Raw genomic sequence first — 13,723 nt, forward strand, 5'->3', positions numbered from 1 at the left:
GACGGGTAGGCGCGCAATGAGTTATGACTTCACCTATCGGCTGCGCAATATCGCGTCCCGGCTGCAAGACCCGGTCGACGACTTCGGCGAGCAAGCGTTGTTCTACGGCCAGACCATGCGGTATGTCCCCAATGCGCTCACCCGCTACCGCAAGGAGACCGTCCGGCTGATCGCCGAGATGACGATGGGCGCGGGAGCCCTCGTCATGATCGGCGGCACGGTCGGTGTGGCCGCCTTCTTGACCCTGGCCTCCGGCGGTGTCATTGCCGTGCAAGGGTATTCGTCCCTGGGTAACATCGGCATCGAGGCGCTGACGGGATTCCTGTCGGCGTTCCTGAACGTCCGGGTCGTCGCGCCGGTGATCGCCGGCATCGCGCTGGCGGCCACCATCGGCGCCGGTGCCACCGCCCAATTGGGTGCCATGCGGGTGTCCGAGGAGATCGACGCCGTCGAATGCATGGCGGTGCACTCGGTGTCCTACCTGGTCTCGACCCGCCTGATCGCCGGCCTCATCGCGATCATCCCGCTGTACTCGCTGTCGGTGCTGGCCGCGTTCTTCGCCGCCCGCTTCACCACGGTGTACATCAACGGGCAGTCAAAAGGCCTCTACGACCACTACTTCAATACGTTCCTGATCCCGTCCGACCTGTTGTGGTCTTTCCTGCAGGCCATCGTGATGTCCATCGCGGTCATGCTCGTCCATACCTATTACGGCTACAACGCCCACGGCGGTCCGGTCGGTGTCGGGATTGCGGTCGGCCAGGCCGTGCGGACATCGCTGATCGTCGTGGTCGTCATCACTTTGTTCATCTCGCTCGCTGTGTACGGGGCGTCCGGTAACTTCAACCTCTCCGGATAACAGGACCGCTTAACAGGGACATGGCAGAGACAGACGCGCGACGCACAACCGTCCGGCTGGCAGCAGCAGTGCTGGCCGGCCTGCTGGTGGCTTTCGCTGTGGTGACTTACCTTTCCTACACAGCGGCGTTCGCGTCGATCGACACGGTCACGGTGTCGGCGCCCCGGGCCGGGCTGGTGATGGAGAAGGGCGCCAAGGTCAAGTACCGGGGCATTCAGATCGGCAAAGTCGAGACGATCGACTATTCCGGTGACCAGGCGCGGCTGACGCTCGGCATCAACAGCGACGACCTGCATTTCATCCCGTCCAACGCGACGGTGCGCCTCGCCGGTAACACCATCTTCGGTGCCAAGGCGGTGGAATTCATTCCGCCGCAGGCGCCTTCGCCGACATCGCTGCGCCCGGACGCGCACGTGGCGGCCTCTTCGGTGCAGCTGGAAGTCAACACCTTGTTCCAGTCGTTGATGGACCTGCTGCACAAGGTGGACCCCGTTGAACTCAACGGCACGTTGAGCGCGTTCGCGGAAGGCCTGCGCGGCCACGGCGACGACCTGGGCGGCATCCTGTCGGGCTTGAACACGCTGACGCGCCAGGCAAACCCGAAGCTGCCCGCGCTGCAGGAGGACTTCCGCAAGACCGCGGTGGTGGCCAACGTGTACGCCGACGCCGCGCCGGACCTCACCACCGTTATCGACAACCTGCCGACGATCAACAAAACGGTCGTGGACCAGCAAAAGAACCTCGACAGCACGCTGTTGGCCACCATCGGGCTGTCGAACAACGCCTACGAAACCCTGGCGCCGGCGGAAGAGGACTTCATCGCCACCATCAACCGGCTGCGCGCCCCGCTCAAGGTGGCCGCCGACTACTCACCGGAATTCGGCTGCCTGTTCGCCGGCGTCGAACGCGGCATTAAGGAATTCGCCCCCTTGCTCGGTGTCCGCAAGGCCGGCCTCTTCACGTCGTCGAGTTTCGTGCTGGGCGCCCCGTCGTACACCTATCCGGAGTCGCTGCCGATCGTGAACGCCTCCGGCGGCCCGAACTGCCGCGGGTTGCCCGACATCCCGACCAAGCAGACCGGCGGATCGTTCTTCCGTTCCCCGTTCCTGGTGACCGACAACGCGAACATCCCGTACGAGCCGTTCACCGAGTTGCAGTTCGACGCGCCGTCCACGCTGCAGTTCTTGTTCCACGGCGCCTTCGCGGAACGGGACGACTTCTGATGGCCGCCTCGGGAATGCCGTCGCACCGCGAGATGATGATCAAGGTCAGCATCTTCGCGGTGGCGATGTTGCTGGTGTCCGCGGGCCTGGTCGTGGTCTTCGGTGACTTCCGCTTCGGACCCGAAAGTACTTACCACGCAACCTTTACCAACGTGTCACGGTTGAAGTCCGGCCAGAAGGTGCGCATCGCCGGGGTCCCGGTCGGCGCGGTGTCGGGCATCAAGCTCAACCCCGACAACACCATCGACGTGAAGTTCGGGGTCGACAAGCGCTACACGCTCTATTCGTCCACGCGCGCGGTGATCCGCTACGAAAACCTGGTCGGCGACCGGTTCCTGGAGATCGCGTCGGGCCCCGGTGAGCTGCGAAAGTTGCCGGCCGGCGGGACGATCAACAGCCAACACACCCAGCCCGCGCTGGATCTCGACGCGCTGCTCGGCGGACTGCGACCGGTGCTCAAAGGTCTTGATGCCGACAAGGTAAACACCATCAGCGGCGCGGTCATTCAGTTGCTGCAGGGCCAGGGCGGGGCGCTGTCGAACGTGCTGGCCGACACGAGCGCGTTCTCCTCGGCGCTGGGCCAGCGCGACCAGCTCATCGGCGACGTGATCAACAACCTCAACACGGTGCTGACCACGGTGGACCAACGCAGCGCGCAATTCTCGGCCAGCGTCGACCAACTGCAACAACTCATCACCGGGCTGGCCCAGCACAAGGACGACATCGCCGGTGCCATTCCGCCGCTGGCGTCGACCACGACGGATCTGACGGAACTGCTGAAGAATTCGCGCCGTCCACTGCAGGGCATCCTCGAGAACACCCGCCCGCTGGCCACCGAGCTGGACAACCGCAAGGCCGAGGTGAACAACGACATCGAGCAGCTGGGCGAGGATTATCTGCGGCTGGCCGCGCTCGGCGCGTACGGGTCGTTCTTCAACATCTACTTCTGCTCCGTGACGATCAAGATCAACGGCCCGGCCGGTAGCGACATCCTGCTGCCGCTCGGTGGCCAGGTGGATCCCAGCAAGGGGAGGTGCGCTTTTGTCAAGTGACGCAAGGCGTGGCGAGCGCGATCCCCTGCGCACCGGCATCTTCGGCGTGGTGCTGGTGGTGTGCGTCGTGCTCATCGCGTTCGGCTACGCCGGATTACCGTTCTGGCCGCAGGGCAAGATCTACGACGCCTACTTCACCGACGCCGGCGGCATCAACCCCGGTAACGCCGTTTACGTTTCGGGCTTCAAGGTCGGCAAGGTCACCGAGGTGGGCCTGGCCGGCGACAGCGCCAAGATCAGCTTCAGCGTCGATCGTCACGTCGCCGTCGGCGACCAGTCGCTGGCCGCGATCCGCACCGACACCATCCTCGGTGAGCGCTCCATCTCGGTCACCCCGGCCGGTGGCGGTAAGGCGACGACCATCCCGCTCAGCCGCACGACGACGCCGTACACGCTCGCCGGCGCGCTCGAGGATCTGGGACAGAACGCCAACAACCTGGACAAGCCACAGTTCGAGAAGGCGTTGAACGTGCTGACCGACACGCTGCACGACGCCAACCCGCAGCTGCGCGGTGCGCTGGACGGCGTGACCTCGCTGTCGCGCACCCTCGACCGCCGCGACGAGGCGCTGCAAAGCCTACTGGCGCATGCGAAGTCGGTCACCGGCGTGTTGTCTCAACGAGCCGGCCAGGTCAACAAACTGGTCGACGACGGCAACGAGTTGTTCGCCGCCCTCGACGAACGACGGGGCGCTCTGGACCAGCTGATCTCCGGGATCCAGGGCCTTTCGACGCAGATCTCCGGCTTCGTCGCCGATAACCGCAAGGAATTCGGTCCGGCGCTGAACAAGCTCAACGACGTCCTGTCCAACCTCAACGAGCGCCGCGACTACATCACCGAGGCCCTCAAGCGGCTGCCCACCTACGCCACCGAGCTGGGCGAGGTAGTCGGCTCGGGACCCGGATTCAACGTCAACGTCTACGGCGTGATCCCGGCGCCGCTGCTCGCCACCATGTTCGACTTCTTCTATCAGCCCGGCAAGATGCCTGCCAGCCTCGCCGATTACCTGCGCGGCTTGATTCAGGAACGCTGGATCATCAGGCCGAAGTCACCGTGACGCAGCGGATCCTCGGCAGCAGGGGGCTGCGCTACGCCACCATCATCGCGCTCGTCGCGGTGCTGGTGGGGGGCGTGTATGTGCTTACGTCGCAATCGAAGAACCGCAAGATCGTCGGCTACTTCGCCTCTGCGGTCGGCTTGTATCCCGGTGACCAGGTGCGCGTCCTCGGCGTCCCGGTCGGCACCATCGACACGATCGAACCCCGACCGTCCGACGTCAAGATCACCATGTCGGTGAGCAAGGACGTGAAGATCCCGAAGGACGCCAAGGCGGTCATCATCTCGCCAAACCTGGTGGCGGCCCGCTTCATTCAGCTGACACCGGCGTACACCGGCGGCCCAGCGTTGGCCGACGGCGCGAGCATCGGCCCGGACCGCACCGCGGTCCCGGTGGAGTGGGACGAGGTCAAGGAATCGCTGACCCAGCTGGCCGTGCAATTGGGCCCGACGGCCGGATCGATGCAGGGACCTCTGGGCGCGGCGATCAACCAGGCCGCGGACACCTTCGACGGTAAGGGCGAGTCCTTCCACAACGCCTTGCGTGAGCTGTCGCAAGCCGCTGGACGGCTGGGGGATTCGCGCGGCGACATCTTCGGCACCGTGAAGAATCTGCAGGTGCTCGTGAACGCGTTGTCGTCCAGCAACGAACAGATCGTCCAGTTCGCCGGGAACGTCGCCTCGGTGTCACAGGTGCTCGCCGACAGCTCGCGCCACCTCGACACCACACTCGGCACGCTCAACGTAGCGCTGTCGGACATCCGGGGTTTCCTGCACGAAAACAACTCGACGATCATCGATACGGTCAACAACCTCAACGATTTCGCGAAGACGTTGAGCGACCAGAGCGACAACATCGAGCAGGTGCTGCACGTGGCGGGTCCGGGTATCGCCAACTTCTACAACATCTATGACCCCGCACAAGGGACGCTCAACGGTCTGTTGTCGATACCGGAGTTCGCCAACCCCGTGCAGTTCATCTGCGGTGGATCCTTCGAGACCGCCGGGGGACCCCGGGCGCCCGACTACTTCAAGCGCGCCGAACTCTGCCGGGAGCGGCTGGGGCCGGTACTGCGCCGGCTCACCGTGAACTACCCGCCGCTGATGTTCCACCCGCTCAACACGATTACGGCGTACAAGGGGCAGATCATCTACGACACCCCGGAGACGCAGGCCAAGTCGGCGACACCGGTACCGCAGCTGACCTGGGTCCCGGCCAAGGGCGCTCAGACGCAGCCGGCCCCGCAGAACCCGGCGGATCTGCAGGCACTGCTGGTCCCGACGGCCCCGCAGGCCGGCCCAGCGCCGGGCCAGCCGGCGCCGGCCGGCCCCGCTGCGGCGCCCGGGCCCCCTCCCGGAAGCGCATTCGGTCCGCTGCCGGGCCCGCCCCCGGGCCAGGTGCCGAACGGGCCCGCGGCCGGCTTGGGCGGTGGCGGATGAGCCGAATATGGTTGCGCGCCAGCGTATTGGCGACTGGTGCCATGCTGCTGGCCGGCTGCCAATTCAACGGACTGAACTCACTGGCGATGCCCGGCACCGCAGGCCACGGCAGCGGCGCCTACTCGATTACCGTCGAACTGCCCGACGTCGCGACCCTGCCGCAGAACTCGCCGGTCATGGTGGACGACGTCACCGTCGGCAGTGTCGCGGGCATTTCGGCCGAACAGCGGGCCGACGGATCGTTCTATGCGGCAGTGAAACTGGCGCTTGACAAAAATGTCGTGCTGCCCGCCAACTCGACCGCGACGGTCGCGCAGACGTCGCTGCTCGGTTCGATGCACATCGACCTGGCTCGCCCGAAGGGCAAGCCGGCCGTCGCCAAGCTCAAGGACGGATCGAAGATCGCGGAGGCAAACACCGGACGCTATCCCACCACCGAAGAAGTGCTTTCGGCGCTCGGCGTGGTGGTGAACAAGGGCAATGTCGGTGCCCTGGAAGAGATCACCGATGAGACCTATCGTGCCGTCGCCGGGCGGCAGGACCAGTTCGTCGACCTGGTTCCCCGGCTCGCGGAGCTGACTTCGGGTCTGAACCGCCAGGTCAACGACATCATCGACGCCGTCGACGGATTGAACCGATTCTCGGCGACCCTGGCGCACGACAAGGACAACCTGGGCAGGGCGCTGGACACGCTGCCCGAGGCGATTCGCGTGCTCAACAAGAACCGCGACCATATCGTCGAGGCCTTCAGCGCCCTGCACAAACTGGCGAACGTCACCTCCAACATCCTGGCAAAAACCAAGGTGGACTTCGCCGCCGACATGAAAGATCTCTACTCGGCCGCCAAGGCGCTGAACGACAACCGCAAGAACTTCGTCACCTCCCTGCAGATTTTGTTGACGTTCCCATTCCCCAACTTCGGCATCAAGCAGGCCGTGCGTGGCGACTACCTCAACGTGTTCACCACCTTCGACCTGACCCTGCGCCGCCTTGGTGAAACCTTCTTCACGACGGCCTATTTCGACCCGAACATGGCCCACATGAACGAGATCCTCAACCCGCCGGACTTCCTGACCGGCGAGATGGCCAACCTGTCCGGACAGGCCGCGGATCCGTTCAAGATTCCGCCCGGCACGGCTTCGGGACAGTAGGGGCGGGGGAGCAGATGCACGACAGACTGACCAAGATCCAGCTGGCGATCTTCGCGGTGATCACTGTCATCACCCTGACCGTGATGGCGATCTTCTATCTGCGGCTGCCCGCGACGTTCGGCATCGGAACCTACGGTGTGAGCGCGGATTTCGTCGCCGGCGGCGGCCTGTACAAGAATGCCAACGTCACCTACCGCGGCGTGGCCGTCGGCCGCGTCGAGTCGGTGGGTCTGAGCCCCAACGGCGTCATCGCCGGCATGCGGCTGAACAGTGGCACCGCCATCCCATCGAACGTCACCGCGACGGTCAAGAGTGTGTCGGCGGTCGGCGAGCAGTACATCGACCTGGTGCCTCCGAGCTCGCCGGCAACCAGCAAGCTGCACAATGGATCTCGCATCGACCGACAGAACACCCGGATCGGCCGGGACGTCGCCGACCTGTTGAAGCGTTCGGAGTCGTTGGTCAACAGCCTGGGCGACACCCGGCTGCGTGAGCTGCTGCACGAGACGTTCATCGCGGCCAACGGCTCAGGTCCGGAGCTGGCTCGGCTCTTCGAGTCCGCCCGGCTGCTGGTGGACGAGGCGAACGCCAACTATCCGCAGGTTTCGCAGTTGATCGATCAGGCCGGCCCGTTCCTGCAGGCTCAGATTCGCGCCGGCGGTGACATCAAGTCGCTGAGCGACGGGCTGGCGCGGTTCACGTCGGAGGTGCGTCAAGCGGACCCCCAGCTTCGCGACACCCTGGCGACCGCTCCGGGCGCCACCGACGAGGCCAGCACCGCGTTCTCCGGCATTCGTCCCTCCTTCCCGGCACTGGCCGCCAGCCTGGCCAACCTCGGCCGGGTCGGCGTGATCTACCACAAGTCGATCGAGCAGCTGCTGGTCGTCTTACCGGCGCTGTTCGCCGCCATTACCACCGCCGCGGGCGGTGGGCCGCAGGATGAGGGTGCCAAGCTGGACTTCAAGCTCGACCTCAACGATCCGCCGCCATGCGCCGTCGGGTTCCTGCCGCCGCCGTTGATGCGCACTCCGGCCGACGAGACGGTGCGCGAGCTGCCGAAGGACATGTACTGCAAGACGGCGCAAAACGATCCGAGCACCGTCCGCGGTGCGCGCAATTACCCGTGCCAGGAGTTCCCCGGAAAGCGCGCCCCGACGATCCAGCTGTGTCGCGACCCGAAGGGCTACGTGCCGATCGGCCGCAACCCGTGGCGCGGCCCGCCGGTGCCGTACGACACCCCGGTGACCAACGGGCTGAACGTATTGCCGCCCAACCACTTCCCGTATATCCCGCCGGGCGCCGAGCCCGACCCGGGCACCCCCATCGTCGGGCCGCCGCCCCCAGGCGTGACGCCCGGGCCGGGGCCGCTGCCCAACAAGCAGCCGGCCTTCGACCCGCCGCCGCCCAACAACAACGGGCCGCCACCGCCGTTCACGTCGTGGCAGCCGCCCGGGGTCCCCCCGGTGCCGCCACAGCTCCCGTACCCGAAGTGGCTGCCCCCGCCGGCACCGCCGGAGGGCATCAACCCGCCGCCGGCGGGCCCGGGGCCGGAGAAACCGTGGGGTCCGCCGCCCGGCGGCCAGCCACAGGCGAGCGCGCCTCCGGCCTATGCGACCTACGACCAGAAGACCGGCGCGTTTGTCGATCCGGCCGGCGGCACTGGTATCTTCGCGGCCGGCGCCACCGGTACCTCCGGCGCCGAGAACTGGGTGGACCTCATGCTTGATCCAAGGCCTATGTAATGGACCCTGCCGTGGCAGACGAACCAAAGACCACGCCGCGGGTTCGTCGACGCGCGTCGCGCGCGGCGGGCCCGGCCAAGGGCGAGCCGGCCGAGGCCGTCACGGTCCGGACCGACGCGCCGGCCGCGCCCAAGCCGTCGGCGAAACCGGTCAGAACCTTCAAGTCGATCAAGCCGCCGCCGCGACGCCAGCCGCACCGCGCCCTAGTCGCGTGGATTTCCTTCGCCGCGGCACTGGTGGCGGTCGGGGCGCTGGCCGGTTGTGTGGCGGCGCTGCTCGTCCAGCAGCGCCACGCGACCTCGGCGCAGGCGCGCGATCAGCGTTTCGTCGACACCGCCACCCAGACCGTGGTCAACATGTTCAGCTACAAGCAGGACAACATCGACGAGAGCGTCAACCGCTTCGTCAACGGCACCAGCGGGCCGCTGCGCGGCATGCTCGGCGCCAACAACAATGTCGAGAACCTCAAGGGGCTGTTCCGCTCCACCAATGCGACGTCGGAGGCCGTCATCAACGGTGCGGCATTGGAAGGCGTTGACGCCGTTACAGATAACGCTTCGGTGCTGGTGTCGGTGCGCGTCACCGTCGCCGACATCGACGGGGTCAACAAGCCGTCGATGCCGTATCGGCTGCGCGTCATCGTGCACGAAGACGACGCCGGGAAGATGACCGGCTACGACCTGAAGTATCCAGACGGGGGTAATTGATGCGATGGCGGCGACGGCTGCTGGTCATCGCGGGTTACCTGTCGGCCGTGGCGTTCGTCGGGTTGTCCGCGGTAGCCGGCGCCATGTACTGGGACCGGGTGCAGACTCGCGGCGAACAGGCGGCACGCGCGGTGTTGCCCGGGTTGGCGGCTAAGGAGATCCCCGAGGTCTTCGCGTACGACTACCAAACCGTCGAGCGGAGCCTGTCGGCGGCGTATCCGCTGTTGACCCCCGACTATCGCGCGGAGTTCCAGAAGAGCGCCAACAACCAGATCATTCCCGAGGCCAAGAAGCGCGAAGTGGTCGTCCAGGCCAATGTCGTTGGCGTAGGGGTGATGTCGGCCAAACGGGAATCGGCTTCGGTGATGGTGTTCATGAACCGCACCGTGACGGACAAGTCACGCCAGCCGCTGTACGACGGCAGCCGGTTACGAGTGGACTTCAAGAAGGTCGGCAAGCAGTGGCTGATCGCCTACATCACGCCGATCTAGGCTGACGGCATCAGTAGCACATCGCAATGCCGTTGCAGTACAACGGGTAACGATTGATCGGGCTCGGTGGCGGGCCGGTCATCGCCAGCGAGAACGGTTCCTTCTTCATGCCCGGCTGCAACCCGCAGACGGCGCCATGCAGCGTGGTGTGGGTGCCGCTCATCGTCTCGTCGCTGAACGCGAAGGTTTCGGTGGTGGGTCCGCTGCCGCCGCCCGGGCATGCCACACCGTCGGCTTTGTCGACCTTGAAAGTCCATAGCATGCTGGACATCCTGGCCCGGCCGCTGAAGTTCTGCCGCTTGTCCGCGGCGCTGATCTGCTCGGGCGTCGAACTCACGATGTTCAGCGCGCAGTTCATCGCGAACACGATCGGGTCGTTGTAGTCGTTCATGTTCCGGGTGCCCGACGGCTGATCACAGAGCGCCGAGATGGTCCAGGTAACCCCGGACACGCCCGCCTCATTGAAGTTGTACGTGCCGTCCGCCGGTGGCCCGATCGCCTTGGCCGGTTCACCGGATTGCAGTGCGATTCCCACCGCGACGGCCGTGCAGATCCCGGCACCCGCGGCCATCCCGTGACGGAGCTTCATGCGATACCCTCCTGCACGTTCGTGCGCTGCGTCTGAGTATCACAGCGTTTGGGCGCCAGCACCATGGGTTCTTGCGCGTGCGCGCTAATCGGGGTCACCGGGCCGGGATTCGGCGAGCGCATCGAGGAACGACCTGGCCCACCGGTCGACGTCGTGAGCGAGGACCTGGCGGCGCAATGACCGCATCCGGCGTCGCCCCTCCTCGGCGGATTGATTCAGCGCGGCCTCGATAGTGTCTTTGACGCCTTCGAGGTCGTGTGGGTTGACCAGATACGCCTGCCGGAGTTCGGCGGCGGCACCGGTGAATTCGGACAGGACGAGGGCACCCCCGAGATCGCTGCGGCAGGCCACATACTCCTTGGCCACCAGGTTCATCCCGTCGCGCAGCGGGGTGACGAGCATGACGTCGGCGGCAACGAAAAACGCGATGAGTTCGTCGCGGGGGACCGGACGGTGCAGGTAATGCACCACCGGATGGCCGACTTCGCCGTACTCACCGTTGATGTGGCCGACCTGGCGCTCGATGTCGTTGCGCAGCTGCTGATAACTGTCCACGCGTTCGCGGCTGGGCGTCGCCAGCTGGACCAGCACCGTGTCGTTGCGCTTGGCGCGGCCCTCGGCGAGCAGCTCCGAAAAGGCTTTCAGCCGAACGTCGATGCCCTTGGTGTAGTCGAGCCGGTCGACGCCGAGCAGCACCTTGCGGGGGTTGCCCAGCTCGGCCCGGATCTCGCGGGCGCGCCGCTTGATGTCGCGGTGACGGGCCGCCTGGTCCAGCGAGCCGGAGTCGATGGAGATGGGAAAGGCGCCCACCCGTATCACCCGGGACTCGAGCTCCACCTCGCCGTACCGCGACCGCACTCCCACCGCGCCGCGTGAGGTGTTGGCGCCGAGCAGCCGTCGGGCCAGGAACAGGAAGTTCTGCGCACCGCCGGCCAGATGGAACCCGACCAGGTCGGCACCGAGCAGCCCTTCGACGATCTCCGTCCGCCATGGCATCTGCATGAACAGCTCGACCGGCGGGAAGGGGATGTGCAGGAAGAAGCCGATGGTCAGGTCGGGCCGCAGTTCGCGCAGCATCTTCGGGACCAGCTGCAGCTGGTAGTCCTGCACCCAGACCGTCGCGCCTTTCGCGGCGGCGCGCGAGGTGGCTTCGGCGAAGCGGCGGTTGACGGCGACGTACCGTTCCCACCATTCGCGGTGGTAGATCGGTTTGACGATGACGTCGTGATACAGCGGCCACAACGTGGCGTTCGAGAAACCCTCGTAGTATTCGGCGACGTCGTCGGCGCTCAGCCGGACCGGCCGAAGCTCCAGGTCTTCCTGGACGATGGGCTCGGCGTCCTGGTCGGTGTTCTCGTCGACGATTCCGGCCCAACCGACCCACGCCCCACGCTGGCGACGCAGCAGCGGCTCGAGGGCCGTGACGAGTCCCCCGGGGCTGCGTTTCCACGAGGTGCTGCCGTCGGGCAGCCGCTCCTGATCCACCGGCAGGCGGTTGGCGACCACGACGAAGTCGGAGTTCCCGAAATCGGCTGCCTTCGAGCTTCGCCCTCCCCCAGGAGACATTTAAGCGTCGAGTTTCGCCGGTCCAATACCCAACATGGACAGGAACACCCGGCACTCGTCGGCGTCGTTGGCATACGCCGCGACGACCCGCCTGGCCTGGCTTGCAGTGTCGTCGGCCAGCGGCTCGACATCGCCGATTTCGCCAGGATCAGATTTTGTAGGCATTACTTAACTGTAGGCGACGCGCACGACAGGTCGCAGGCCGTCTCACCAGCTAACGGGCTCTGGGAGTATTTATGGCTGGTTTGCAGGGGTTCGCCGCGCCGCTCGCGAAGACACGATCGATCGTCGCCGCGGTGATGCACGATAAGCAGGTGGTCGATCAGGGCGCCGATAACGACATGGTGTTCGAGTTCGTCGAAGTGGTCGTCGAGCGCCAGGGCGTGCGCGCTCTCGACGGGCTGACCGCCGCCATTCCGGGCGACGGGGTGACGGCGGTGTTCGGACCGTCGGGCGCGGGCAAATCGACCCTGCTTCGGTTGTGCAACCGGCTGGAGCTGCCGACGAGCGGGCGGGTCTCGTTCCACGGGTCGGACATCGCCGGGCTCGATCCGCTGTGGCTGCGGCGCCGGGTGGGCATGTGCTTCCAGCGTCCGACGCCCTTTCCCGGCACGGTCGCCGACAACCTGCGGGCCGCCGACCCGAAGGCATCCGAAACCCGAATGCGGGAAACGTTGGCCCGGGTCGCGCTGACCGGATCGTGGTTGGACCGCGACGTCGCCGACCTCTCGGGCGGCGAAGCGCAACGCGTGTGTCTGGCCCGCACCCTGATGGCGCAACCCCGGGTGCTGCTGCTGGACGAGCCCACCTCGGCCGTCGACACCGAGGCCGCCGAGGTCATCGAGCGCGCGGTGCGCGAACTGGCCGCCGACGGCATCCCCGCCCTGTGGGTCACCCATAACTCGGCGCAGGTGGAAAGGGCGGCCGACCGCGTCTTGCGCCTGGATTCCGGCCGCAGCCTGGGGCTGGGCCCGGTCACTTCGAAGCCGGGCGACGGCACGGTGGCCTGATGAACGGTCAAGTGGGCTGGGTGGGGCTGGCGACGTCGTTGACCCTGGTGGCGTTCGCGGCCGGGATCTCACTGTGGCGGCGATTGGGTTTGGAGCGACAGCTGCTGTGGGCCGCGGCCAGGGCGCTGGTGCAGCTGCTGCTCGTGGGCGGGGCGCTGACGCTGCTGTTCGAATCGGGCCGGTCGCTGTGGTGGTCGTGGGCCTGGGTCGCCGGGATGGTGGCCTACGCGGGCGATGTCGCCCGCCGCAGGGCGCCGGAGGTGCCGCGCTTTGCACCGCTGGCCGTCGCCGCGTTCGCCGGTGCGGCGCTGGTGACGCTGGGGGTGCTCTTCGGCCTGCGGGTGTTCCCGCTGCAGGGGCGCACTCTGGTGCCGGTCGCCGGCATGATGATCGGCAACTCGATGACCGCCATGGTGCTGGTGGCTCGGCGGTTGGTAGACGAGCTGCGCGACAAGCGCGACGAGGTCGAAGCCCGACTCGCGCTGGGACAGCCATCGAGACAGGCCGCGTCGCCGTATTTGCGAATCGCCCTGCGCTCGGCCATATCTCCGCAGATCGAAACGACCAAGGCCACCGGCCTGGTGTTCCTGCCGGGCGCCATGACCGGTCTCATCCTCGCCGGGGTGCCGCCGCTGCAGGCGGTGCTGGTGCAGGCCGTGGTGATGTTCTTGATCCTCGGTTCGGTCGCCGCCACCACCGTGGTCGTCGCGATGGGCATCGTCCGGCTGGTGTTCACCCGCGACCATCGCCTGCTGCCGCTGCGCCGGCGGCCCGAGACCGCCGGGTAAGGGCGCATGCTCGGCGTGGTGCCGCAGCCGATCACCCCAGCGCGTGCGC

At 66.5% G+C, this 13,723-nt stretch carries 14 protein-coding genes; 11 read left to right on the forward strand and 3 right to left on the reverse strand.

The window, feature by feature from the left end:
• Positions 1 to 16: 16 nt before the first annotated feature.
• Genes AC5Y4H_RS01795 through AC5Y4H_RS01835 form a run of 9 tightly spaced genes read left to right on the forward strand, consistent with a single transcriptional unit; the run spans position 17 to position 9,721 of the window.
• Positions 17 to 859 (forward strand): MlaE family ABC transporter permease, encoded by an 843-nt coding sequence (locus tag AC5Y4H_RS01795; protein WP_499978011.1) that lies wholly within the window; start codon positions 17 to 19, stop codon positions 857 to 859.
• Positions 860 to 879: 20 nt separating this feature from the next.
• Complete coding sequence (locus AC5Y4H_RS01800) at positions 880 to 2,082, forward strand: MCE family protein (RefSeq protein WP_499978013.1); 1,203 nt, start codon at positions 880 to 882, stop codon at positions 2,080 to 2,082.
• Positions 2,082 to 3,134, forward strand: coding sequence for a virulence factor Mce family protein (locus AC5Y4H_RS01805; RefSeq protein ID WP_499978014.1), 1,053 nt, complete (start codon positions 2,082 to 2,084; stop codon positions 3,132 to 3,134). The genes AC5Y4H_RS01800 and AC5Y4H_RS01805 overlap by 1 nt, the downstream gene beginning before the upstream one ends.
• Positions 3,124 to 4,191 carry a virulence factor Mce family protein gene (locus tag AC5Y4H_RS01810; RefSeq protein WP_499978018.1) on the forward strand — a complete coding sequence of 356 codons (1,068 nt, stop codon included), beginning with the start codon at positions 3,124 to 3,126 and terminating at the stop codon, positions 4,189 to 4,191. Before AC5Y4H_RS01805 ends, AC5Y4H_RS01810 begins: the two co-directional genes overlap by 11 nt.
• Positions 4,188 to 5,630: a virulence factor Mce family protein gene (locus tag AC5Y4H_RS01815; protein WP_499978020.1), complete on the forward strand. Its 1,443-nt coding sequence runs from the start codon at positions 4,188 to 4,190 to the stop codon at positions 5,628 to 5,630. Before AC5Y4H_RS01810 ends, AC5Y4H_RS01815 begins: the two co-directional genes overlap by 4 nt.
• Positions 5,627 to 6,781, forward strand: a complete 1,155-nt coding sequence (locus tag AC5Y4H_RS01820) for an MCE family protein (RefSeq protein ID WP_499978022.1) — start codon at positions 5,627 to 5,629, stop codon at positions 6,779 to 6,781. Before AC5Y4H_RS01815 ends, AC5Y4H_RS01820 begins: the two co-directional genes overlap by 4 nt.
• Before the next feature lie 14 nt (positions 6,782 to 6,795).
• Positions 6,796 to 8,523 (forward strand): virulence factor Mce family protein, encoded by a 1,728-nt coding sequence (locus AC5Y4H_RS01825; RefSeq protein ID WP_499978024.1) that lies wholly within the window; start codon positions 6,796 to 6,798, stop codon positions 8,521 to 8,523.
• On the forward strand, positions 8,523 to 9,230 hold the full coding sequence (locus AC5Y4H_RS01830) for an Rv1363c family protein (protein WP_499978025.1): 708 nt from the start codon (positions 8,523 to 8,525) through the stop codon (positions 9,228 to 9,230). The genes AC5Y4H_RS01825 and AC5Y4H_RS01830 overlap by 1 nt, the downstream gene beginning before the upstream one ends.
• Entirely contained in the window at positions 9,230 to 9,721 is a 492-nt protein-coding gene (locus AC5Y4H_RS01835) for a mammalian cell entry protein (protein ID WP_499978028.1), read from the forward strand. Before AC5Y4H_RS01830 ends, AC5Y4H_RS01835 begins: the two co-directional genes overlap by 1 nt.
• Positions 9,722 to 9,731: 10 nt before the next feature.
• On the opposite strand, the gene AC5Y4H_RS01840 is transcribed toward AC5Y4H_RS01835, so the two are convergent.
• The 3 genes from AC5Y4H_RS01840 to AC5Y4H_RS01850 all read right to left on the reverse strand — a co-directional run bounded on the left by AC5Y4H_RS01840 (position 9,732) and on the right by AC5Y4H_RS01850 (position 12,041).
• A complete protein-coding gene (locus AC5Y4H_RS01840; RefSeq protein ID WP_499978030.1) occupies positions 9,732 to 10,310 on the reverse strand; it encodes a hypothetical protein in 579 nt (192 codons plus the stop codon).
• Positions 10,311 to 10,394: 84 nt separating this feature from the next.
• Entirely contained in the window at positions 10,395 to 11,876 is a 1,482-nt protein-coding gene (locus tag AC5Y4H_RS01845) for an alpha,alpha-trehalose-phosphate synthase (UDP-forming) (protein ID WP_499978033.1), read from the reverse strand.
• A complete protein-coding gene (locus tag AC5Y4H_RS01850) occupies positions 11,877 to 12,041 on the reverse strand; it encodes a hypothetical protein (RefSeq protein ID WP_155765966.1) in 165 nt (54 codons plus the stop codon).
• A gap of 80 nt (positions 12,042 to 12,121) precedes the next feature.
• Between AC5Y4H_RS01850 and AC5Y4H_RS01855 the strand changes: the two genes are divergently transcribed.
• Together AC5Y4H_RS01855 and AC5Y4H_RS01860 are read left to right on the forward strand one after the other, a co-directional pair.
• Positions 12,122 to 12,886 (forward strand): ABC transporter ATP-binding protein, encoded by a 765-nt coding sequence (locus AC5Y4H_RS01855; protein ID WP_499978125.1) that lies wholly within the window; start codon positions 12,122 to 12,124, stop codon positions 12,884 to 12,886.
• Positions 12,886 to 13,674: an ABC transporter permease gene (locus AC5Y4H_RS01860; protein WP_499978038.1), complete on the forward strand. Its 789-nt coding sequence runs from the start codon at positions 12,886 to 12,888 to the stop codon at positions 13,672 to 13,674. Before AC5Y4H_RS01855 ends, AC5Y4H_RS01860 begins: the two co-directional genes overlap by 1 nt.
• Positions 13,675 to 13,723 lie beyond the last annotated feature (49 nt).

This window comes from Mycobacterium sp. NGS58 (assembly GCF_059812385.1).